A 23,857-nucleotide genomic window follows, 5' to 3' on the forward strand; every position below is an offset into this window, starting at 1 on the left:
TTTTTTTTAATCATCATCACCATTTCTTCTATTATCAAATATACTACCCTCATAGGAGAAGCCTGGCCCAAATGGACTGTAGTACCAGTCATAGTAGGCGTCTTCTGTATGAACATCGCAGTATGATGATGGTAAATAATTTACATCACTTGGAGTGTAGCCTCCATGGTCCTTTGATTTATATGGTTCTTCTCTAACAAAGGCATAAACTGATCTTGTATCAGGGCAGTATTTAGTTGCTAGCTTGCCAGTTACATTACATACAGTTGCACTTTTATAAGAGTCGTCATATTCTGTTGGTTGGGTTCCATCGACAAATATTTCGTTAGTACCGTGACCTGCAGAAGTAACTGATTTAGTTCCAAGTTTTCCTGACTTAAAGGAGATGTATTCTTCTACAATACCTTCAGGTCTTTCAAACTCAGCTATAGGTTCTTTGTCTTCGTGGATTTTTTGAGCTACCTTGTTCCAGAAACTTGATGCTGCATCTGATCCTTCTTCTAGATAGATTGAAGGTGCGTCATTGCCAATCCAAGTTCCAATTAGATAATAAGGAGTAAAGCCAATAAACCAAATATCTTCTCTGTTTTGAGTAGTACCTGTTTTACCAGCTGTTGCCATGCCTTCAAGTTTTGCGTTTTTTGCAGTATATCCGTTTTGCACAACAGTTGTAAGCATGTCCTTCATTATATAAGCCGTTTTGTCATCTGTTATAGTGGTTTTTTCAGTTGAGTCGTCAATTATAATATTGCCGTTGACGTCTAGAATTTTTGTTACAATTTTTGGACTTATATAAGTTCCATCATTTGCTATAGCTCCATAGGCTGCTGTTAATTCTAGGGGTGTTAGACCTCTAGTCATTCCACCTAGGGCTAGGGCTGATAGGTTTTCGTCATTTACACTAGGGTTTTCTGCAGCACTTACAAAGGAATCTTTTTCAGGATTATCTTTGTTAATGATTCCCATTTTTTCTAAATATTTTATTGACTTGTCAATTCCTAATTTTGAAAGGGCATTTACTGTTCCTGCATTTGAAGAAATATCTAAGGACATTCTATAGGTAAATAGACCTCTGTAACCCTTATAGGCATTCCTTGGCCAAGGGGCATCATTTACTGTAATTGGAACGTCATCTGTAATTGATCCTGCTGTAAAGCCTTCTGCTAGGGAAGGATAGTAAACAGCAATAGGTTTTATAGATGATCCAGGTTGACGTCTAGAGTCTGTTGCTCTGTTTAAAATTGATGTTCCTTTAACATCTCTACCACCAACTAAGGCTATAACGTGGCCAGTTTTGTAGTCCATTATAACTGTAGCAGATTGAGGTTGTACTATTCCTTCTCTTTGGAAGCTGTAGTAATCTGAAGAAATTTTTAAGGCTTCATTTTCACCTACAACTGAAAAGAGATTTGGATTTTCGTCTAAGAATCCTTTGGAAATTCTTATGCCACCCTCGTCAGTTTTTACATATTCTTGTCTTGGTATTAAAATCGCACCGAGAGAGTGGGTAACTAAGTTATTTTCTGCGTTAATAGAATAAACATCGCTAATATCTATATAGTCATCTTTGGCGTGTAAGGTTTTTGAATTAATAATAAGATCGCCATCTACATATTCGTATGAAGACTTAGGTAACAAGACGTTATATTCACCGTCTACTAAATTTGCTCTCTTATAATAAACTACCTTACCCTTAGAATCTATAATATTTCCAGATTTGTCCCTAGACCAATCTACTAAGAAAGGTGTTTTAACCTTGCTTGGGTCGCCTACCATAACTTCTGTAAAGTTGTCGTACATATATTCAAGCTCTTCTTGGATATTTTGATCAACTGTTGAGTAGATTTTTAAACCGTCATTAAATAACTTCTTTTGTGCATCTTGGTAAGAAATGTTATAGTGTTTGGCTAACATTTCTGTCGCCTGACTTTGTATATAAGATACTGGATAAGAAGTCATATTGTGGAAGGTTTTTTCTCCAGGATTTAAGGCAGTTTCAATATTTTCAGCTAGAGCTTCTTGGTACTGGTCTTCTGTAATTTTCTCTAGTTTTCTCATCTGACTAAGGACAGTTTTTTGCCTTTCTACAGATTTTGGATTATAAACTAGATACATTAACTGGCCGTTAACATCAATTTGACCTAATTGTTCCATTGTATCCTTATCAAAGTTCTTTGCCTCTATTCTCATAAAAGGTTGGTAGTTGGCAGTAGATTTTACAATACCTGCAAAGACAGCAGATTCTGCAATTGTAAGATCTTGAACATTTTTGCTAAAGTAAGTTTGGGCAGCCTCTTGAACTCCGTAGGCTCCTTGGCCCAAATAAATTTTATTTAAATAGGCTTCTAGAATTTGGTCCTTGCTAAGAGTTTTTTCAACTTGCAAGGCCAAATAAGCTTCATTTAACTTTCTTTCGAGAGAAACATCTGAGCTAAGATACATATTCCTAACAAGCTGTTGGGTTATTGTAGATGCTCCTCTAATTGCTCCACCTTTTAAGTATTCAAAAATCGAAGCTCCAATACCAACAACGTCAACGCCAGGGTGAGAAATAAATCTTTCGTCCTCAATAGAAACGAAGGCGTCAATTAGGTGTTTTGGTATTTTATCTATTGTTACAACGGTCCTATACTCATAATCAGGATTTTGTACTTTCTCTAAAAGCTTGCCTTCAGAATCGTATATTGTCGATGTCTGAGTAAGAGAGGAAATCATTGTAGTTGGGTCGATTTCTGGTGCGTTTTTTAAAATCGAACTAACTGATGAGCCTACTATCATAGCAGCTAGAGTTAGCAAAATAATAGCTAGTAATAGGACAACTTTTATAAATTTTCCTAAAACACTTAAGATGCTAAAAGAATTTTTGTTTTTATATTTATTGTCAGACACTCTTATCCTCCTAAAATTTTTCAATTATGGTCCTATTATACCATATTTTCCATATATAAGTATAGAAAAATCCTCTTCAATAAATGTAAATAGCTGGTATGTATGATATAATTAATAAATTAGAGGTGACATGTGTTAGAAAATTTTACAAGCAAAGAAAGAGTTTTGTTGGTAGGTTTAGACAAGGGGCTTAGAGATTTTGATATAGATGCGTCTATGAATGAACTAGAAGATTTAGCAAAGGCATCAGGTGCTGAAGTTGTTGCCAGCCTTAGTCAAAGAAGATTTTCTGAAGATTCTTCAACTTTCATTGGTTCAGGCAAGGCAGAAGAAATATACAACTACTGTGAAGACCTAGACATTGATACAGTAATTTTTAATGACGAGCTTTCAGGGTCCCAAGTTAGAAATCTAGAAAAAATTATAGACAGGAAGGTCCTTGACCGAACTAATTTGATTTTAGATATATTTGCTCAAAGGGCAACTAGCAACGAAGGAAAACTTCAAGTAAAGCTAGCCCAATTAAAGTATAGGCTGCCAAGACTAACAGGGTCAGGGAAGTACCTATCTAGAACTGGTGGCGGAATTGGGACTAGAGGACCTGGTGAACAAAAGTTAGAAACAGATAGAAGACATATACTAAAAGAAATTGACAATATAGAAAAGAAACTGGCAAAAGTAGAAAAAAATAGGGAGACTCTAAGGTCAAGAAGACAAAGATCAGCTCTTCCTATTGTTGCCTTAGCAGGTTACACTAATGCAGGCAAGTCTACTTTAATGAATGCACTTATAAAAGACGAGGGTACAAGTAAATCTAAGGAAGTTTTTGTCAAGGACATGCTTTTTGCATCTCTTTCAACTTCTATGCGCAAGGCAGAATTTAATAATGGAAGGGAATTTTTATTAATTGACACAGTTGGCTTTGTTTCAAAACTGCCAACAAATTTAGTTGCAGCCTTTAAATCCACTTTGGAAGAAATAAAATATGCATCAGTTATTGTTCAAGTTGTAGATGTTTTAAACGAAAATGTTTCCATGCAAATTGAGACAACTAATAAGATTTTACAAGAATTAGAAATTGATGATGTAAGTATAATTTACGCCTTTAATAAAATTGATGGCTTAGAAGACCCAGTTAACAAAAGTCTTTTAAACAACTACCAGCCAAGTGTTTTCATTTCAGCCAAGGACAAGGTAAACCTAGATGAGCTTTTAGATTTAATTTATGAAAACCTGCCTTATTCTTTTATTTATGCAAAAATGTTTTTCGACTTTGACAACCAAGACAAGGTCAACTACTTTATAAATAAGTATGGCATAAAAGATGTTGTCTACAAGGAAAATGGGGCATATATAGAAGGCGAAATATCTCAAGAAGACTACAATAAATACAAGGAATACGTGATAGAATAAATGCTTTATAAATCGATTTTAAAAGAAGGTGTAGACCAGTTTGAAGAGAAGAAGTCTATTTTTATAGGCTATTCTTTGCCAGTTGAAAATGAAGACCAAGCCCTAGCCTTTATTAAGAAAATAAAGGATGTGCACAAGGACGCCACCCACAATTGTTGGGCTTATGTCCTAGGAGAAAATAAACTTATCCAAAGATTTAATGACGACGGCGAGCCTTCAGGAACAGCAGGACTTCCAATGTTAGAAGTCATTAAAAGAGAAGACCTTACAAATATTGTCTTGGTAGTAACAAGATACTTTGGAGGAACTCTCTTAGGATCTGGCGGACTTATTAGGGCCTACTCAAAGGGTGCAAAAATCGCCATTGACGCAGGCCAAATTGTGGATATGGCTCCCTATAAACTTGTTTCTTATAAGTACGACTACACCTACCATGGAAAGATAATGAATTTAATTGAAAGAGAAAATATTAAACTAGTAGACTCAATTTATACTGATAAAATCGAAATTCACCTTTTACTTGCTGAAAAAACAGTTGACAAGCTATCAAAAAATCTATTAAATATTACTAGTGGAGAAGTAGAAGAAAAAATTTTAGCAGACAGAATTGAAGCAGAAATAAATGGAGACTTAGTATATGGATAAAACAGTAGAAAGTTTAGTTACTTGGCTGAGGGAAAAAGTAGCAGAAGCTAAGTGTAAGGGAGTTGTATTTGGCTTATCTGGTGGAGTTGATTCTGCTGTAGTGGCAGGCCTTTCAAAACTTGCCTTTCCAGATTCTTCCCTAGGTCTAATTATGCCTTGTCATTCCAAAGTAGAAGATGAAATAGACGCAAGACTCCTAGCTTCTTCAATGGATCTTAAAGTTGAGAAAGTAGACTTAACTAGGGTTTATGACACTTTATTAGATGAAGCATCAGCTTCTGAAAATGCTTTGGCCAAGTCAAATATAAAACCTAGACTTAGGATGACAACTTTATACTACTATGCCCAAAGGAACAAATACTTGGTTCTCGGTCCGTCTAACAAGTCTGAAATGTATGTAGGCTACTTTACCAAACATGGAGATAGTGGCTGCGACTTATTTGTCCTAGCAGACTTTACTAAGGACGAAGTTTATAATTTAGCTAGAGAACTGAAGATTCCTAAAAAGATTATAGACAAAAAACCATCAGCTGGCCTAGTATCTGGCCAAAGTGATGAAGAGGACCTAGGTTTTTCCTACCAAGTTTTAGATTCTTATATTAAGGGAGGACAAATAAATCCTGAAGATAAAGTTAAAATAGACAAGATGCACAGACAAAGTGAACACAAGAGAAAAATGCCTGAAAGTTTTAAGAAAGATAAGGAGTGATATAAATGTCAGGACATTCAAAATGGAGCAATATTAAACATAAAAAAGGTAAGGAAGACGCAAAGAAGGCAAAGGTATTTGCTAAAATGTCAAGGTACATTACTGTAGCAGCAAGAACAGGAGGTCTGGATCCTGAATTTAATCCAGAATTAAAAGTGGCTATTGACAAGGCAAAATCTGAAAATATGCCTAATGACAATATTGAAAGAGCCTTAAAGAAAGCTGCTGGCGACCAAGCTGCAGCAGACTTTGAAGAAATTTTATACGAAGGCTATGGCCCCTCAGGAGTTGCTGTTATGGTAACAGCCCTAACTGACAATAGAAACAGGACAGCTCCAGATGTTAGACACGCCTTTGATAAAAATGGAGGTAACCTAGGAACTACTGGCTGCGTTTCCTTTATGTTTGACAAGCTAGGAACAATAATTATTGAAAAATCTGATAAGGTTGACGAAGATGACTTAACTCTCCAAGCCATAGACCTAGGAGCAGACGACATAGAAGTATTAGATGATGCCTATGAAATTACAACTAGCCCAGAAAACTTTTTAGCTGTTAAAAATGGCTTAGAAGAAGCTGGCTTTGAAATTGCAGCTGGAGAAATTGGCTACCTACCACAAAACTATGTTGACTTAGAAGACGAAGAAGACATAAAGAAGATGACCAAGTTAATAGATATGTTAGAAGATCACGATGACGTTCAAGAAGTATTCCACAACTGGAATATGCCAGAAGAAGATTGGGAGTGATCTTATTAACCCAGTAGCATTTATAAGTATTAATCCAGTAGCATTTACGATTTTTGGCCTACCAGTAATGTGGTATGGAATTTTAATAACAACAGGTATGATTTTAGGTTTTTTAGTTATAGAATCTCTTATAGATGAAAAACACAATCTAACTAAGGACCAATTTTTAGACTTTTTTCTAATTTTAATTCCCATATCTGTTTTAACAACTAGACTTTATTATGTAATCTTCTATGATTTAGAATATTACTTGGCTAATCCCATTCAAATTCTAAACTTTAGACAAGGTGGAATGGCCATTCATGGAGGAATAATTGGCGGTATAGTAACGACCCTAGTTTATTGTAAGAAGAAAAATATAAATGTATTTTATCTCTTGGACCTACTTGTACCTGGACTTTCATTAGGTCAGGCCATAGGTAGATGGGGGAATTTCATTAACCAAGAAGCTCATGGAGGACCAACAGACCTTCCTTGGGGCATAATGGTTGATGGAGTAAAGGTTCATCCAACATTTTTATATGAATCTATAGTTACTTTTTCTCTTTTTATATTCTTATATTTTTTCATTAAGAATAAAAAGATAAAATTTAACGGTCAGGCCTTTGGAATTTATTCCATAGTCTATTCAACAGCTAGGTTTTTTATTGAAGGACTAAGAACTGATAGCCTATATTTAGGCTCAATTCGAGTTGCCCAATTGGTTTCTATACTAGGGATAGTATTAGGCCTAGCAATTTTAAAAATTCAATCTAGAAATAAAGCCCTCTAAGGCTTTAAAACTCACTAAGACAAGGTGAGGGACTTTGGTCCCTTTGCCTTGTCTTTTTTATATATTTACTAGTAAAAAATAGGCAAATAATGTAATATATAAGCAAGAAGTGGTGAAAAGTGGTAGAAAGTAGTTATAAAGTGGGTGAATAATCCACAAAAAGGGGAAAAAATGTTTTTAGGTGAATTTAGACATACCCTTGACGCCAAGGGAAGAATTATAATTCCATCAAAGTTTAGAGAAAGCCTAGGGGACGAGTATGTAATTAGTCGTGGCCTTGATGGCTGCCTTTTTCTATTTCCAATGGAGGAATGGAAAAGCTTTGAAGAAAAACTAAGAACCCTTCCTATCACTGAATCAAGAGCCTTTGTAAGATACTTTACAGCCTCAGCATCTGACGGATCTGTAGACAAACAAGGCAGAGCTCTAATACCACAAAATCTTAGAGACGTTGCAAATATCGAAAAAAATGCAGTAATAATTGGAACTCCAAATAAATTAGAAATTTGGTCAGAAGAGCTTTGGGATCAATATATGTCTTCGGATATTATGTCCGACGACAATATTGCCAAACAAATGGAGGAGCTTGGCTTTTAAATGGAATTTAATCACATACCAGTTCTTTTAAATGAGACAATTGAAAATTTAAATATAAAAGAAGATGGAATTTATGTAGATGGAACTATGGGAGGAGCCAGCCACTCTAGAGAAATAGCTAAAAGACTTACTAGAGGAAGGCTAATTGCCATTGACCAAGACATTGATGCAATAAAAAAGGGAACTGAGGTCTTAAAGGACTTTGAAGACAAGGTTACAATTGTAAAATCTAATTTTTCAAACTTAGACCAAGTTTTAGACGACTTAGGCATAGAAAAAATTGATGGTCTGCTTTTAGACCTAGGAGTTTCTTCTTATCAACTTGACCAAGGTGAGAGAGGATTTTCCTACCACCAGGACTTTCCCTTGGACATGAGAATGGACCAAAGTCAAGACCTTAGCGCAAGAGATGTAGTCAATGAATACTCTAAGAAAGACTTAGAAAGAATAATATTAACTTATGGCGAAGAAAGATGGGCTAAAAGAATTGCTGAATTTATAGTTGCTGAAAGAAAAGTAAAACCTATTGAAAGCACCTTTGACTTGTTGGAAGTAATAAAAAAAGCCATACCCAAGGCTCAAAGAATGGACAAGCATCCAGGGATGAAAACCTTCCAAGCCATAAGAATTGAAGTTAACAACGAACTAAACATTATAGATAAGACAATTGATATGGGAATTAAAAGGATGAATCCAAAGGGGAGGATGTGTATTATAACCTTCCACTCTTTAGAAGATAGGATTGTAAAAAATGCCTTTAGATACCAAGAACTAGATTGTATATGCGACCCAAGAGCACCAATTTGTACCTGTGACAAGGTATCTACAATTAAAGTTCTAAGTAGAAAACCAATTTTACCAACTAAGGAAGAAATTGAGAGAAATCCTAGATCAAGGTCGGCAAAACTAAGGGTCGCCATGAAAAAGTAGGAGTGATACTATGGCTGAAGCTGCAAGGAAACTAGAATATCTAGAAGATTATGAAAACTACACAGAGCCAGAAATTAAGGTTCATAATAACTCACAAAACAATATTAATAGCAAGTATATAAGGCGAAGAAAAGTTTTTTTAAAAATTGTTTATTCTAGCTTTTTATTTGTATTGCTTGCCTCAGCCATTTTTATCCTTTCTAATTATACTAAAATCACTGCCTTAAATGTTGAAATAAGAAAATTAGATGCTAAAATAGAACAAGTAGAGAAAGAGCAAATGAATCTTAGGGCGGAAATTGAAAAAATAAAAAGCGAAAGAGACATTGTCCACGAAGCTAGAACAAAACTTGGTATGGTTTATCCAGACAAGTCTCAAATTGTTTATTTTACCCTAGAAGAATCTGATGAAGTTAATACAGACAAGGAGAAAAACTTTATAGCAAGTATATTCTCTACACTTACAGGTAGTTCAAAATAGATATGGAGGAAGTATGAAGAAAAATAGTAAGATTAACAATAATAGGATTATTTTTCTTCTTATTTTATTTTTTATAGTTACACTTGCAATTGTTGTTAGATTATTTTACTTGCAGGTAATTGACAGAAAAAATCTAACAAAGAGAGCAATAGAACAGATAAATAGAAGTGAAGAAATTGTTTCAGACAGAGGTTATATATTAGATAAAAATGGAAAAAGGCTGGCTATAAACACAGCATCTTCTACAGTTTATTTTAACGGTGGCCAAGATATTGATTCAGCAAATAGAAGTCTTATAGCCAAAGAACTTTCTAAGTCCTTAAACTTAGATGAATTAGAGCTTTATAAAAAAATTTCTGCTAAGAAGAGAGTAAAAATAGTTCAATGGGTAGACTCAAATGTGGCCATGGAGCTTAGAGAAAAGAACCTAGCAGGAATAGAAATCGTAGATGGCTTTAGAAGAGTTTATCCCTACCAAACTTTAGCCTCCCATGTGCTAGGCTTTACAAACATTGATGGAGTAGGCCAGTATGGAGTAGAGGCTTCATATAACTCAAATTTAACAGGCAGTCCAGGTAGGATTTTTAAATCATCTGATAGAAATAATAGACAACTTCCTACAGGAAAGTCTCAAGTCTTTGAAGCCAACGACGGCCTTTCTGCAGTCCTTACAATTGACCAAGGAATCCAAAAATTTGTTGAAGATGAAACTAAGAAAATAATTTCTGAGTTTCAAGCTGACAAGGTTCATATTATAGTAGAAGAAGTTGAGACAGGTCATATATTAGCCATGTCATCTTATCCTTCTTTTGATCCTAATGGACCAACTAAAGCAGTAAGTGACATGCAAGCAGCATCTTGGCTTACAAAAACTGATGAAGAAATCCAAAAAGACTGGTATGATAATTGGAGAAATCCTGTTGTATCAAATATTTATGAACCAGGATCAACTTTTAAATTGATTACAGCTGCAGCTGCCATGGAAGAAAATACTAGCTCACCTGAAAAGCAATATTATTGTACAGGGTATATTAGAGACATTAAAAACGCCCCTGTTTTAAAATGCGTCTCCTATAAGGATCCTCATGGAAATATAACCTTGAGGCAGGCTTTAGCAAAGTCTTGTAATCCAAGCTTTGTTTATGTTAATAGAGATCTAGGAAGAGAAAGTTTTTTAAAATATGTTAAGGCCTTTGGTTTTGGCGAAAAAACTGGAATAGACTTACCAGGAGAAGCCTTGGGAATTATTCCAACAAGTGCTGATAAGATAACAGAACTAAGTCTAGCTACAATGGCCTATGGCCACGGTATAGCAACAACGCCAATTCAACTTATTAATGCAGTTGCCGCAATTGGTAATAACGGACTTTTAATGGAGCCAAGACTAGTAAAAGAACTTGTAAATTCAAATGGCCAAGTTATTAGACCAATTGAAATATCAGAAAAAAGACAGGTCATTTCTAAAGAAACAGCAGATAATATGCTTTCAATGATGGCAGAAGTTGTAGAAAATGGAACAGCCTCAAGGGCTAAGTCAACATCTTATTCAATTGGTGGTAAAACAGGAACTGCCAACAAGGTCTTAGAAGATGGAACAGGTTACTATGAAGACCAATACGTTGCATCTTTCGTAGGTCTAGCACCTATTGAAGACCCAGTTATTGCAGTTTTAGTTATAGTTGACAATCCAAAAGACCAATATTACGGATCAATTGTTGCTACGCCAGCAGGAAAAAATATAATAGAGTACACCTTGGAAAATTTAGGTTTACCTAAAAATACTAAGATAAAATCTAGTGAATACACAGATTTAATTAAAGTTCCAGACCTAACAAATAGGTTAATAGGTGACGGAGGCTCAATTCTTTCTCAAATGGGCTTAAACTACTCTGTTGGTTATGGAACTGTAACAGAAGAAAGTATAATTACAGCTCAAAAACCTAAGGCTGGAGAATTTATAGAAAAAGATGAAGTTGTAGAACTAGATTTAGATATAAATAATGGAGAAAGAAAAATAACTCCAAACCTTGAAGGTAAAGATGAACAAGAACTTGCAAGACTTTTAGAAGAAATTTCAATTGACTTTAAAGTTGAAGGCCTTGAAGGAGGAGTTGTTGTAGACCAAAATCCTAAGGCTGGAGAGAAAATTGCACAAGGGGAAACTTTGACTTTGATTTTAGGAGAAAAAGTTGAAGATTCAGTAAACCCTGCATCTAATGGTCTTAAGGACGGTCTTTTAGAAATTGAAAATGATGAAAATAAAAAGACAATTAAGTCTGTAGAAATTAATGACCTTTCTAACAAAGAGAAAGACAAAGAAGATGAAGATTCTAATTTAGATAAAGAAACAGAAGGTCAAAAAGACTAGAATCTATCAAGCAATTAAAGAATGAAATGAAAAAGTAGGTAAGATAATGACTAAATACTATATAGAAAATTTTGTGATAGCCGCCATTATTTCTTTGGTTTTAGGACCTATCATAATTCCAGAATTAAAAAAATTAAAAATAGGCCAGGCAATTAGAGAAGATGGCCCACAAAGCCATCTTATAAAAACTGGAACACCTACAATGGGAGGAATTATTTTTATAGTATCTACCCTTATAACCATTTTAGTATTTGGTGTAAATGATAAAGAAGCAATTCTTTGTACTTTTTCTATGCTTTCCTTTGGTTTAATAGGACTAATAGATGATTATTTAATTGTAGTGAAAAAAACCAACGATGGCTTAAGTGCTTCGCAGAAGTTTTCTGCCCAAGTTCTAGTAGCTCTTGTTTTAATGTTTCTTAGCACTAAAATAAATGAACTTGGAAACTTATATATACCATTTCTTGGAAGGGAAACAGTTAACCTAGGAATTTTTTATTATCCTATAACCTTATTTGTGATTTTAGGAACTGTTAATAGTGTAAATCTAACTGATGGTCTAGACGGACTAGCAGCTTCTGTATCTATGGTTGGCCTAGTTGGCTTTGCAGTAATAAATGTAATACTATCAAAAAATTACCTATCAATGTTTGCTATGGCCTTGGCAGGATCCTTATTAGGCTATCTAAGATATAATAAATTCCCAGCCCAAGTTTTTATGGGAGATGTTGGATCTTTAGCTCTTGGAGGTGCCTTTGCAGCTATAGCTGTAGTTTCAGGAACAACACTTTATCTTCCAATAATCGGGCTAATTTTTGTTGTTGAGACTCTATCAGTAATAATCCAAGTAGCTTCATTTAAACTTAGAGGCAAGAGAGTCTTTTTAATGAGTCCAATCCACCATCATTACGAAGCCAAAGGTTGGTCTGAAGTTAAAATTGTAAAGGTATTTTTTGCTATAACTTTAATTACAACTGTAATTTCTATTTTGGCAATTAGATAGGAGAAAGTCCTATGGAAGATAAAAAAATTCTCGTTATTGGCTATGGAAAAGCAGGCAAAACAGTAGCTATGTCAATGTTAAAAAAATCATGGCAGGTCTTTGTCTACGATGACTTTCTAAAAAATATTTCAGAAAAAGACTTAGACAAAAGAATAAACTTTATTTATAACTCTTCAGATGTAATATCTCAAGAGTTTGATTTGCTTGTAAAAAGTCCAGGTATAAAACCAACAAATCCATTAATCCTAGCCTTAAAAAAACAAGGAAGAAAAATAATTTCTGACATAGAATTAGGATATTTATTCAAAGGTCCAGAAAAACTAATAGGCATTACTGGAACCAATGGTAAGACAACAACTACTAGCTTTATAGAGTTTTTTCTAAATAAAAATAATATTAAGGCAAAGGCAGTAGGAAATATTGGCCTTGGGGCAGTAGAAGAGATGATTTTTACTAAAATGGACATCCTAGCTATAGAGTGTTCATCCTTCCAATTAAATGACATTGAAACTTTTAGGCCAGATATAGCCTTAATAACAAATATAGACAAAGACCATTTAGACTATCACGGATCTGAAGAAAATTACATAAGGGCCAAACTAAACTTATTAAAAAACCTAGGCCCAGAAAATTATGCAGTTTTAAATTATGACGATCCTATTTTAAAAAATCAAGAAGGCCCCTATAAGAAAATTTATTTTTCTTCAAAAAATAAGCTAACTCATGGTTTTTATTATAAGGATGGCTATATAATTTTTGCGAAAAATCAAGTAGAAGAGAAGCTAATCGACTGTAAACAACTAAAGCTTAAAGGCATTCACAACTATGAAAATATTATGGCAGGACTTGGTGTTTTTTATAGTTTAGGCTTAAACTTAAAAGACGTTTCAAAAACAGCCTATGAATTTTCTGGAGTAAGGCATAGACTTGAATTTGTAAGAAACTTTAAGGGAGTAGATTATTACAACGACTCAAAGGGAACTAATACAGACTCTACAAGAAAGGCCTTGGCTTCTTTTTCTCAACCTATAATTATACTTATGGGCGGCTATGACAAGGGAGAAGACTTTAGCGGGCTTTTAAAAGAAGCTAAAGATAAAATTAAAGCTCTGCTTGCCTTTGGTCAAACAGGAGAAAAAATTTATGAGACTGCAAGGGATCAAGGCTATCAAAATATCTTTTTAGCTCATGACCTTAAAGGTGCTTTTACTAGGGCCCAAACTCTAGCTTGTTCAAATGATTTAGTATTGCTATCTCCAGCCTGTGCTTCTTGGGACCAGTATAAGTCCTTTGAAGACCGTGGAGATGAATTTGTAAACTTAGTAAACAGTTTAAAATAGAAGGGATAGGACTTGGCAAAAAGAAAACAGTCAAAATTTTTGTTAGACAAAAGACTTTTAATTACAACTTTAATATTATCAATAACAGGCCTGATTTTAGTCTTTTCTGCATCATCTCCAGAAGCAGTTTTAAAATATGGAGATGGATACTATTTTGTAAAGAAACATATAAGATTTTTAATTTTAGGCTTTTTTGTCATGTTTGTAGCTTCTAATATAAATTATAGAATTTATAAGAAGCTGGCTATTCCAATAATCTTATTTTCTATTTTCTTAAATGTACTCTTGTACACAAAATTTGGTAAGGCAGAGTTAGGCCAGGCAAGGTGGTTAGAACTTGGAAGTCTACCAAGATTTATGCCATCTGACACCTTAAAACCTGCGTCGGTTATTTTTATGTCTTATTATTTAGAAAAGTTAGGACCGAGAATAAAAAATTACAAGGGTGTAATATACTCAACCTTCTTTATAATATTATTTTTTGGTCTTGTCTTTATGAATGATATGGGTTCATCTTTAGTTATTTTAATATCTTTAGGTTCAATGTTAATTGTTGCTGGAATAAAGTTTTCTTCAGCTGTTACTTTAATAGCTGTAGGAGTTCTCGTTACACTTAAGAGCCTATCTCTAGAAATGTTCCAATACAGAATGAAAAGACTTGCAAGTTTTTTAAGGCCTTTTGAAAATATGCAAGGGGATGGGATGCAACAGGGAAATTCTATATACTCTGTTGCCCTAGGTGGCATTAAAGGTGTTGGACTAGGTAGAGGATTTCAAAAGTTTTCCTACATTCCCCATGTTTATAACGACTTTATATTTTCAGTAATGGCTGAAGAATTTGGCCTAATTGGAAGTCTATTTTTAATTGGACTCTTTTTAAACTACACCTTTGCATCCTTTAAAATAGCAATGAAAATCAGGTCTGAATTTGGAAAATTTTTGGCAGTAGGTTTGAGTTTATTAATTTTAAGTCAGGCACTAATTCATATTTGTGTTAATATAGGTTTAGCACCAGTTACTGGAATAACTCTTCCATTTATAAGTTATGGAGGAACGTCCCTAATAATGACTATGTTTATGACTGGAATAATTTTAAATATATCTAAAGAAAACAATAGGAGTAAATAATGAAATACCTAATTACAGGTGGAGGAACTGGAGGACATATTTATCCAGCCCTAGCAATTTTTGATCAAATAAAAAAACAAGATCCTGAGGGAGAATTTTTATACGTAGGAAGAAGATCAGGACTAGAAAAAGAACTAGCTGAAAAGGCGGGCTATGATTACAAGGCTGTTAGGATAAAAGGCCTTCCAAGAAGAATAAATTTTGATTCTTTAAAAACAGCTCTAGCCTTAGTCCAAGGAATTCACGATGCAAAAAAAATAATAAAGGACTTTCAACCAGATATTGTAATAGGAACAGGAGGCTATGTTTCTTTTCCAGCAGTTTATGTTGCCCAGAGAAAAAATATTCCAACTATTTTACAAGAAGCCAATGCCTTTCCAGGAAAAGTAAATAGAATTTTATCAAAGAATGCTAAAGCAGTAGCCTTGGCCTTTAAAGAAGCAGAGGCGAGACTTGCTACTGACAAGACTTTTATATCTGGAAATCCTATAAGACCAGTTTTTTTAGATGTAGATAAAAGTGCTGCTAGAAAAAAATATTCTATAAAAGATGAAGAAAAGCTTATTTTATCCTTTGGTGGCTCTGGAGGTCAAGAATCTATAAACGACGCCCTTGTTGAAATTTTTCAAAAGCCTATTAGGGAAAATTATAAATACATCCACATTACTGGCAGAGATTACTATGATGAATTTTTAGACCAGTTAAAAGAAAAAAATATTGAACTGACAGATGCAATTAAAATTTTAGATTACAGCCATGAAATACCAGACCTTCTTGCAGCTGCCGATGTGGCGATTTTATCTTCTAGCGCCATATCTCTAGCAGAAGTTTCTTGTGTTGGACTTCCTAGCATATTAGTTCCAAAAACTTATACAGCTGACAACCACCAAGAATTTAATGCCAGGGCTTTTGAAAATGCTGGAGCCTCTTTTGTAATTTTAGAAAAAGATTTAAATGGCTCAAGTCTTGATCAGGCAATTTCTACGATAGTAGACGACCAAGAAAAGATGCAAAAAATGGGAAAATGTGCTAAAATTCTCTCAAAGCCAAATTCAACTAAGGATATAGTTGAAAATATTTTTAGGCTCTTAAGAGAGAATAATGAAAGATAATAAATATAAAAGACCAAAGAGAAAAATCAGATATTTTAGAATATTTCTAAGTCTAGTTTTTTTATGCCTTTTAGTTTTTGCCTTTTTAAGGCTGCCAATTTTTCGAGTTAGAAAAATTTCTGTTACAGGTAATGAAAGACTAGATGAAAGTACTCTTATATCACATTCTAAAGTTTCTACTAGGGACAATTTAATATTCTTAAAAAAAGATAAAGTAAGAGAAAATGTATTAACCAATCCCTTTGTTGAAGATGTTGAAGTCAAGAAAAGTTTATTTAAGGGCTTAACATTAGCAGTTAAAGAAAGACAAGCTGCAGCAACTTTACAAATCGGGGACAAGTATCTGCTTATAGATAGCTTTGGAATTATAATAGACGAATATAATAGTTTAATGTTAAATTTAAGTCTAATTACTGGCATAAAAATAAATGGCCAAATTAACCTAGGCCAAGATATATTTTCCTTTGTAAGTGAGGAAAAAAACAACTTGCTAAGAGAACTTCTAAATGGAGAAAATATTTATAAATTTAAAAGTGTTAACCTAGAGGAAGACCAGGCAGAACTAGTTTTAAAAGACGGAGTAATTGTCGCCTTTGGATCTTATAACAAGGTAGACTATAAGCTTAAGGTCCTTGACCTAATGGTTAAAAAAATCGAAGAAGATGGCAGCAAAAATCCATCTATGATTCTAATGGAAGATGGACCTGTGCCAATATTAGTAGTAGATTAGTTAAAAAACGCAAAAAAACACAGTAAAAGCTAAGAAAATTGTGTATTTTTGTTGACTAATTTATTATAAAACATTACAATATAAAGAGGACTATCATATATAAAAATATATTTGATTTATATAAAGGAGGAGACAATGTTGGAATTCGAAGTTGACAACGATGGATTTGCAAAAATTAAAGTTATAGGAGTTGGCGGCGGTGGTAATAATGCTGTTAACAGAATGATTGAAAGTGGAGTTAAAGGTGTAGATTTCATCGCTGCTAACACTGATAGACAAGCATTGAAAGCTTCTTTAGCTAACACAAAACTTCAAATTGGAGAAAAAATTACTAGAGGGCTCGGAGCTGGTGGAAATCCATCAGTAGGAGAAACTTCTGCAGAAGAAAGCCGTGACGACATTAGAAACTCATTAGAAGGTTCAGATATGGTATTTATTGCAGCCGGTATGGGTGGCGGAACAGGTACAGGAGCAGCTCCAGTTGTAGCAGATATTGCTAAAGAGCTAGGTATACTTACTGTTGGTGTTGTTACAAAACCATTTTCTTTTGAAGGATCAAGAAGACAAAGACAAGCTGACAAGGGTGTAGAAGCCCTACTAGAAAAAGTTGATACCCTAGTAACTATACCTAACGATAGACTACTTCAAATAGCTGATAAGAAGACTTCTGTAAAAGAATCTTTTGAAATGGCTGACGAAGTATTACTTCAAGGTATAACTGGTATTTCAGATTTAATTTCTATCCCATCACTAATTAACCTAGACTTTGCTGACGTTAAGTCTATTATGGAAAACAAGGGAATTGCTCACATGGGTATAGGTTTTGCTGAAGGAGACGATAGGGCCCAAGAAGCAGCAAGGGCAGCTGTAAAATCTCCTCTACTAGAAACTTCTATAGAAGGAGCAAGATCTGTTTTAATTAATATTACAGGTGGCGACGACCTTGGAATCTTTGAAATTAACGAAGCAGCTGAATTAATTAGATCTGCTGTATCAGATGATGCAAATATTATCTTTGGTGCAGGCATTGACAAGTCAATGGGAGAACAAATTAAGATTACAGTAATTGCTACAGGATTTTCAGAAACTGATAGTCAAGAAGGTCTAGCTAGCATTAAAGATTTAAAGGGAAATACAAAAGATGGAGAATCAAAATCTAAAGAAGAAATAGATGATCCTACAGTATTACACATACCAGATTGGTTAAAATAGTATAGTTTTAAAAATTAATGCGCATTATTTCATACTTTAGTTGGAATAATGCGTTTTTTTATCAAAATAAAGGAGGATAAAGATGAAATGTCCTTTTTGTGGATATATTGACTCCAAGGTTATAGACTCTCGTCCAACAGATGAAAATTCAACTATTAGACGCAGACGTGAGTGTTTAAAATGTAAAAAGAGATTTACAACCTATGAAAAAATTGAAAAGGTTCCAATTATAATTGTAAAAAAAGATGGAACTAGACAAAGCTACGACAGAGATAAGATTTTAAATGGCTTGATAAGGGCTTGTGAAAAAAGACCAGTATCATTAGATACTTTGGAAAAATCAGTTGACAACATAGAAAAAACTATTTATAACTCTATGGACAAAGAAATTAGCTCTATGGATATAGGAAACTTGGTTATGGAAGAACTTAAAAAAATTGACCAAGTAGCTTATGTACGCTTTGCTTCTGTTTATAGAGAGTTTAAAGATATAGACACCTTTATGAAAGAGTTACAGTCAATTAAGGAAGAGGCTTAATCAATGAATGATTTATTTGATTTATCTTATCAAATGAATAGAAAAAATCTAGAGCCTCTTGCAGAAAAATTTAGACCAAAAACCCTAGATGAATTTGTAGGTCAAGGGCACATTGTTGGTCAGGGTAAGTTATTAAATAGACTTATTTCAGCTGACAGAATTACTTCAATGATTTTTTATGGTCCACCAGGAACAGGAAAGACAACTCTTGCTTCTATTATAGCCAACACAACCTCAGATAATTTTGTGAAGCTGTCTGCAGTTTCAGCAGGAGTTAAAGACATAAAATCTATAATATCTGTAGCTGAATCAGACTTAAAACTTTATCAGAAGAAGACAATTTTATTTGTAGATGAAATTCACAGGTTTAATAAGGCCCAACAAGATGTGCTCTTACCCTTTGTAGAAAAGGGAATAATAATTTTAATTGGAGCCACAACAGAAAATCCAATTTTTGAAGTAAACAAGGCCTTGCTTTCTAGGTCTAGGATAATAGAATTTAAAGCCCTTGAAAAAGAAGACTTAGACAAACTAATAGATAGGGTTTTAGGAGACAAGGACAAGGGATATGGAAATAAAAAAATTATTTTTGAGCCAGGAGCTAGAAACTATCTCCTTAGCCATGTAGAGGGAGATGGAAGAAATCTTTTGAATACCTTAGAACTTGCTGTAATTACAACGCCTGCAGATGAAGAGGGAAATATTCACATAGACATTGATGTAATTTCTAACTGCATCCAAAATGTAAATCTTCGCTACGACAAAGATGGAGATCAGCACTACAATATAATTTCAGCCTTTATAAAATCTATAAGAGGTTCAGATCCAGATGCTGCAATCTATTACTTAGCTCTAATGTTATCTTCAGGTGAAGACCCAAAATTTATTGCAAGGAGACTTATTATTTCTGCGGCAGAGGACATTGGACTTGCAGACCCTAAGGCATTGACAATTGCAACAGCCTGTTTTGATGCAGTTAATTTTATTGGCATGCCTGAAGGGAGAATTCCCCTAGCTGAAGCTACAGTTTATTTAGCAACTGCTCCTAAGTCTAACTCTGCTTATGAGGCGATAAACAGGGCCATGGCCTATGTTGAGTCTAATAAGTCCTTAGAAGTTCCAGAGCATTTAAAAAACATTCATGTTAACAAGGACAAGGCCCAAGAAAAATATAAATATCCTCATGCCTATGAAGGCGCCTATGTTTCGCAAAAATATTTAGAAAAAGATTTGAAATTCTATGAGGCCAAAGACCTAGGCTTTGAAAAAGATATTGTAAATAGACTTAGAAACCTAAAAAAATTAAAATAATCCTAGACAGTACACCGCTAACGTTGTATAATGTAGTAGTTACGTTTATGACTTTAAAAATATTTGAAGATTTTTAGAGTTTATGATAAAATTATTAAATGAGTTATTAAGTGAATCAGAGGTGATAATAATGAAAAAAGATATACATCCAAAGTACCAAGAAGCAACAGTTATTTGTGCTTGTGGAAATACTTTTAAGACAGGATCTACAAAACCAGAACTTAGAGTAGAAGTTTGCTCAGAATGTCATCCTTTCTTTACTGGCAAACAAAAAACTAGTGAAGCTGGCGGTAGAGTAGAGAAATTTAACAAAAAGTACAAAAGAAACTAAGAAAATAAGGGTTGGTATTTTATACTAACCTTATTTTTATGAAAATTTTTAATTTACAGGTGGAAAATGAAAAAAACAAGTATAGGCGGTCAAGCTTTAATTGAAGGCATTATGATGAGAGGACCATCTCAAGTTGCTATTGCAGTTAGAAAACCTGACAATGAAATAGTAACCAAGGTTGACCAGACTAAGAGCATAATTAAAAAAAGTAAAATTTTAGGCCTTCCTTTTATAAGGGGAGTTGTTGCCTTAGGAGAAGCTATGGTAACAGGAGTTTCTGCCCTAATGTATTCAGCATCATTTTGGGAAGATGAAGAAGAGGACGGAAAGTCTAGTGAGCTTACAGGCCTTCAAACCTTTGGAATTATAGCTTCATCATTTTTAATGGCCATGGCTTTATTTATGCTTTTACCAAATTTAATAACTAGCTTTTTTATGAGATATACAGATAGTCCCTTAGCTTTAAATATTATAGAAGGGATTCTTAGGCTTACAATATTTTTTATTTATCTAATTTATGTCTCAAAACTTGAAGACATAAAGAGAGTTTTTGAATACCATGGAGCCGAGCACAAGTCTATTCACTGCTATGAAAATGGCCTTGATTTAACTGTGGAAAATATAAGAAAGTTTCCTATTATGCACAAGAGATGTGGAACGTCTTTTTTGTTTATGGTTATGTTTATTTCTATAATAGTCTTGTCATTTTTTGGTTGGCCAAATTTAGTTATGAGAATAGTTTCTAGAATTATTGCCTTGCCAATAGTTGCAGGAATATCCTATGAAGTCAACAAACTAATAGGAAAATATGACAACAAACTGTGCTCAGCCTTGGCCTATCCAGGTTTAATGATCCAAAAACTTGCGACAGTAAAGGAGCCAGACGATAGCCAAATTGAAGTTGCCATTGCAGCCCTTAAACTTGTTCTGCCAAAAGATGGAGAAGATGACTCATGGTAATAAGAGAAGCTATTGAATTTGGAAAAGACAAACTAAAAGATTCTTTATACACAGACCCAATAAAGGAAAGTAGATTTATACTTTCTTTTTTGCTAAATAAGGACCTAAGTTTTATATTAATTAATCCAGATTATGAACTGGAAGAAAAAATATCTGAGGACTTTACAAATATTATTATAAAAAGACAAGCAGGCCAGCCTCTAGCTTATTTACTTAAGACTGCAAATTTTTATGGCAGAGACTTTTATGTAGACCAAAGGGTTTTAATTCCAAGATGGGACACAGAAAACTTAGTTGAACAAGTTTTAGACCTTGCTAAGACAATTGAAAGTCCTGAAATTTTAGAAATTGGAGCAGGATCTGGAGCTATATCTATAACAATGGGCCTAGAAATACCAGAAGCTAAGATTAATGGAGTTGACATTTCAGATGAGGCCTTAGAAGTTTGTAATATTAATTTAGAAAGATACAAAAACTCCAAAGTCAAATTTTTTAAATCAAATTTGTATGAAAATATTTCTGGCCATTATGATATAATAATTTCAAACCCACCTTATATAAAAAGATCAGATTTAGAGGACTTACAAAGAGAGGTAAAAAATGAACCCCTTAATGCCCTAGATGGTGGGGAAGATGGTTTAGACTTTTATAGGGATATTATAAAGTTTGCAAAAGACTATTTAAAAGAATCTGCTTACTTAGTTTTTGAACTAGGAGCAGGTCAATATAAAGACGTGAAAAATATTTTACTAGCCAATAATTTTTCAACCATTGGATATAAAAAAGATTTACAGGGAATTATTAGAGTTATTTGGGCTAGTTAAGGAGGATATAAATGTACGAAAATTTACAAGTATTTGAAGATAGGTTTGTTGAGTTAGAAAAATCTATGATTGATCCAGAAGTACTTGCTGACTCAAGAAAGCTTCAAGAAACAGCCAAGGAACACGCTGACCTAAAAGATATTGTAGAAAAATATAGAGAGTACAAGAACCTAACTGAAAACCTAGAAGAGACCAAGCTAATGTTTGATGATAAATTAGATCCAGAAATGCGTGAAATGGTCAACGAAGAAGTTAGAAACCTAGAAAAATCCATTGAAGAAGTAGAAGAAGAGATAAAAATTCTCCTAGTACCTAAGGATGAAAATGACGATAAAAACGTTATAATTGAAATTCGAGCTGGAGCAGGTGGAGATGAAGCTGCTCTTTTTGCTGGAGTATTATTTAGGATGTATACCATGTATGCTGAAAGTCACAGGTGGAAGGTAGATCTTATGAACACCAATGAAATTGGCATAGGTGGCTACAAGGAAGTAATCTTTATGGTAAATGGCCATGGAGCCTATTCAAAACTAAAATACGAGTCTGGAGTTCACAGGGTCCAAAGGGTTCCTGAAACAGAATCATCAGGAAGAATTCATACCTCAACTGTTACAGTAGCAGTTCTTCCTGAAGCAGAAGAAGTTGAAATAGAAATTAACCCACAAGACGTTAGGGTAGATGTATTTAGATCATCTGGAAATGGTGGCCAATCAGTTAATACAACAGACTCAGCTGTAAGACTAACTCATATTCCAACAGGTATAGTTATATCCTGCCAAGATGAAAAGTCTCAGCTTAAAAACAAAGACAAGGCCATGAAGATTTTAAAGGCAAAACTTTACGAACAAATGCAAGCTGAACAAGCAAAAGAGCTTTCAGACGAAAAGAGATCTCAAGTTGGAACAGGTGATAGGTCAGAAAGAATTAGAACTTACAACTATCCTCAAGGCAGAATTACAGACCACAGAATTAATAAGACCATCCACCAAATTGACAACTTCTTAGATGGTGACCTTGACGAAATGATAGACGAACTAACAGCCTTTGATCAAACTCAAAAAATGGAAATGATGGCTTAAGATAAAGCTCACTAAGATCTTAAAACAAGGTGGAAAAGTTAAAAATAGAATGATTCTAATATTTGACTTTTTAAAATACATCTTGTATAATATAGAAGAATTAATATAATAGGAGGATTTATTACAATGGTAAGAGCAATGACACAAGATAACTTAAGATCAGCCTTTGGTGGAGAATCTCAAGCTCATATGAGATACAGAATCTGGGCAACAACAGCAAAAAAAGAAGGTTTTGAAAATGTTGCAAGACTTTTCAACGCAACTTCTGATGCTGAACAAGTACATGCAACTCTTCACTTTAAAGTTTTAAAAGACTGTGCTGGAGACTTTGCTGTAACATCAGGAGCAGGCTTTGGACTTTCTTCTACATCAGACAACCTACAAGGTGCTATTAACGGAGAATTACACGAAGCTGAAGAAATGTATCCTGCCTTTATAGCTGTTGCAGAACTTCAAGAAGAAAAAGAAGCAATTAAGGCTTTTAGATTTGCAATCGAAGCAGAAAAAGTTCACGCTGAAAGATTCCAAACAGCAAAAGATGCAGTAGATGCTGGAAAAGACCTTGATGTTGAAAAAATTTACTTATGCCCAGTATGCGGCTATATTGGATTTGATCCTGCAGAAGAAACATGTCCAATATGCGGAGCAAAAAAGGCAGTTTTTATTGAATATTAATCATAAGAAAAGAAGTTGGACTTGGATCCAACTTTTTTTATGCCATAAAATACTTATAAAT

23 protein-coding genes are annotated in these 23,857 nt (G+C 34.0%); 22 read left to right on the top strand and 1 reads right to left on the bottom strand.

Annotation, left to right across the window (positions count from 1 at the left end; genetic code table 11):
* Positions 1-6: 6 nt before the first annotated feature.
* Positions 7-2,889 (bottom strand): PBP1A family penicillin-binding protein, encoded by a 2,883-nt coding sequence (locus BN2667_RS03200; RefSeq protein WP_054251878.1) that lies wholly within the window; start codon positions 2,887-2,889, stop codon positions 7-9.
* Positions 2,890-3,021: 132 nt separating this feature from the next.
* Between BN2667_RS03200 and hflX the strand changes: the two genes are divergently transcribed.
* The 22 genes from hflX to BN2667_RS03310 all read left to right on the top strand — a co-directional run bounded on the left by hflX (position 3,022) and on the right by BN2667_RS03310 (position 23,796).
* Positions 3,022-4,302 carry a GTPase HflX gene (gene hflX / locus BN2667_RS03205; protein ID WP_054251879.1) on the top strand — a complete coding sequence of 427 codons (1,281 nt, stop codon included), beginning with the start codon at positions 3,022-3,024 and terminating at the stop codon, positions 4,300-4,302.
* The gene (locus BN2667_RS03210; protein WP_054251880.1) at positions 4,303-4,947 is read left to right on the top strand and encodes a YigZ family protein; all 645 of its coding nucleotides are present in this window, start codon (positions 4,303-4,305) and stop codon (positions 4,945-4,947) included.
* Positions 4,940-5,656 carry an NAD(+) synthase gene (gene nadE, locus BN2667_RS03215; protein ID WP_054251881.1) on the top strand — a complete coding sequence of 239 codons (717 nt, stop codon included), beginning with the start codon at positions 4,940-4,942 and terminating at the stop codon, positions 5,654-5,656. The genes BN2667_RS03210 and nadE overlap by 8 nt, the downstream gene beginning before the upstream one ends.
* 5 nt (positions 5,657-5,661) lie before the next feature.
* Positions 5,662-6,405 carry a YebC/PmpR family DNA-binding transcriptional regulator gene (locus BN2667_RS03220; RefSeq protein ID WP_054251882.1) on the top strand — a complete coding sequence of 248 codons (744 nt, stop codon included), beginning with the start codon at positions 5,662-5,664 and terminating at the stop codon, positions 6,403-6,405.
* The gene (gene lgt, locus BN2667_RS03225; RefSeq protein ID WP_154865142.1) at positions 6,350-7,177 is read left to right on the top strand and encodes a prolipoprotein diacylglyceryl transferase; all 828 of its coding nucleotides are present in this window, start codon (positions 6,350-6,352) and stop codon (positions 7,175-7,177) included. Before BN2667_RS03220 ends, lgt begins: the two co-directional genes overlap by 56 nt.
* Before the next feature lie 171 nt (positions 7,178-7,348).
* Positions 7,349-7,774: a division/cell wall cluster transcriptional repressor MraZ gene (gene mraZ / locus BN2667_RS03230; protein ID WP_054251883.1), complete on the top strand. Its 426-nt coding sequence runs from the start codon at positions 7,349-7,351 to the stop codon at positions 7,772-7,774.
* Complete coding sequence (rsmH, locus tag BN2667_RS03235; RefSeq protein ID WP_054251884.1) at positions 7,775-8,704, top strand: 16S rRNA (cytosine(1402)-N(4))-methyltransferase RsmH; 930 nt, start codon at positions 7,775-7,777, stop codon at positions 8,702-8,704.
* A gap of 10 nt (positions 8,705-8,714) precedes the next feature.
* Positions 8,715-9,185, top strand: coding sequence for a cell division protein FtsL (ftsL, locus tag BN2667_RS03240; RefSeq protein ID WP_054251885.1), 471 nt, complete (start codon positions 8,715-8,717; stop codon positions 9,183-9,185).
* 13 nt (positions 9,186-9,198) lie between these two features.
* Positions 9,199-11,553, top strand: coding sequence for a penicillin-binding transpeptidase domain-containing protein (locus tag BN2667_RS03245; RefSeq protein WP_054251886.1), 2,355 nt, complete (start codon positions 9,199-9,201; stop codon positions 11,551-11,553).
* 46 nt (positions 11,554-11,599) lie between these two features.
* Complete coding sequence (gene mraY, locus BN2667_RS03250; protein ID WP_054251887.1) at positions 11,600-12,556, top strand: phospho-N-acetylmuramoyl-pentapeptide-transferase; 957 nt, start codon at positions 11,600-11,602, stop codon at positions 12,554-12,556.
* An 11-nt stretch (positions 12,557-12,567) separates the two neighbouring features.
* The gene (gene murD / locus BN2667_RS03255; protein ID WP_054251888.1) at positions 12,568-13,896 is read left to right on the top strand and encodes a UDP-N-acetylmuramoyl-L-alanine--D-glutamate ligase; all 1,329 of its coding nucleotides are present in this window, start codon (positions 12,568-12,570) and stop codon (positions 13,894-13,896) included.
* Positions 13,897-13,908: 12 nt separating this feature from the next.
* Positions 13,909-15,024, top strand: coding sequence for an FtsW/RodA/SpoVE family cell cycle protein (locus BN2667_RS03260; protein WP_054251889.1), 1,116 nt, complete (start codon positions 13,909-13,911; stop codon positions 15,022-15,024).
* Entirely contained in the window at positions 15,024-16,136 is a 1,113-nt protein-coding gene (murG, locus tag BN2667_RS03265) for an undecaprenyldiphospho-muramoylpentapeptide beta-N-acetylglucosaminyltransferase (protein ID WP_054251890.1), read from the top strand. The genes BN2667_RS03260 and murG overlap by 1 nt, the downstream gene beginning before the upstream one ends.
* A complete protein-coding gene (locus BN2667_RS03270; RefSeq protein ID WP_054251891.1) occupies positions 16,126-16,866 on the top strand; it encodes a cell division protein FtsQ/DivIB in 741 nt (246 codons plus the stop codon). Before murG ends, BN2667_RS03270 begins: the two co-directional genes overlap by 11 nt.
* A 135-nt stretch (positions 16,867-17,001) precedes the next feature.
* Positions 17,002-18,078, top strand: a complete 1,077-nt coding sequence (ftsZ, locus tag BN2667_RS03275; RefSeq protein ID WP_054251892.1) for a cell division protein FtsZ — start codon at positions 17,002-17,004, stop codon at positions 18,076-18,078.
* 82 nt (positions 18,079-18,160) lie between these two features.
* On the top strand, positions 18,161-18,616 hold the full coding sequence (gene nrdR, locus BN2667_RS03280) for a transcriptional regulator NrdR (RefSeq protein ID WP_054251893.1): 456 nt from the start codon (positions 18,161-18,163) through the stop codon (positions 18,614-18,616).
* Positions 18,617-18,619: 3 nt separating this feature from the next.
* Complete coding sequence (locus BN2667_RS03285; RefSeq protein ID WP_054251894.1) at positions 18,620-19,927, top strand: replication-associated recombination protein A; 1,308 nt, start codon at positions 18,620-18,622, stop codon at positions 19,925-19,927.
* Between the two features lie 130 nt (positions 19,928-20,057).
* Positions 20,058-20,258 (top strand): 50S ribosomal protein L31, encoded by a 201-nt coding sequence (rpmE, locus tag BN2667_RS03290; RefSeq protein WP_054251895.1) that lies wholly within the window; start codon positions 20,058-20,060, stop codon positions 20,256-20,258.
* A gap of 66 nt (positions 20,259-20,324) precedes the next feature.
* Positions 20,325-21,218, top strand: a complete 894-nt coding sequence (locus tag BN2667_RS03295; RefSeq protein ID WP_054251896.1) for a DUF1385 domain-containing protein — start codon at positions 20,325-20,327, stop codon at positions 21,216-21,218.
* Positions 21,212-22,042: a peptide chain release factor N(5)-glutamine methyltransferase gene (gene prmC, locus BN2667_RS03300; protein ID WP_054251897.1), complete on the top strand. Its 831-nt coding sequence runs from the start codon at positions 21,212-21,214 to the stop codon at positions 22,040-22,042. The genes BN2667_RS03295 and prmC overlap by 7 nt, the downstream gene beginning before the upstream one ends.
* Before the next feature lie 11 nt (positions 22,043-22,053).
* The gene (prfA, locus tag BN2667_RS03305; protein WP_054251898.1) at positions 22,054-23,121 is read left to right on the top strand and encodes a peptide chain release factor 1; all 1,068 of its coding nucleotides are present in this window, start codon (positions 22,054-22,056) and stop codon (positions 23,119-23,121) included.
* A 126-nt stretch (positions 23,122-23,247) separates the two neighbouring features.
* Positions 23,248-23,796, top strand: coding sequence for a rubrerythrin family protein (locus BN2667_RS03310; protein ID WP_054251899.1), 549 nt, complete (start codon positions 23,248-23,250; stop codon positions 23,794-23,796).
* The last annotated feature ends 61 nt before the right edge of the window (positions 23,797-23,857 follow it).

The sequence above is a fragment of the Neofamilia massiliensis genome, assembly GCF_001299475.1.
Taxonomy (GTDB): domain Bacteria; phylum Bacillota; class Clostridia; order Tissierellales; family Peptoniphilaceae; genus Neofamilia; species Neofamilia massiliensis.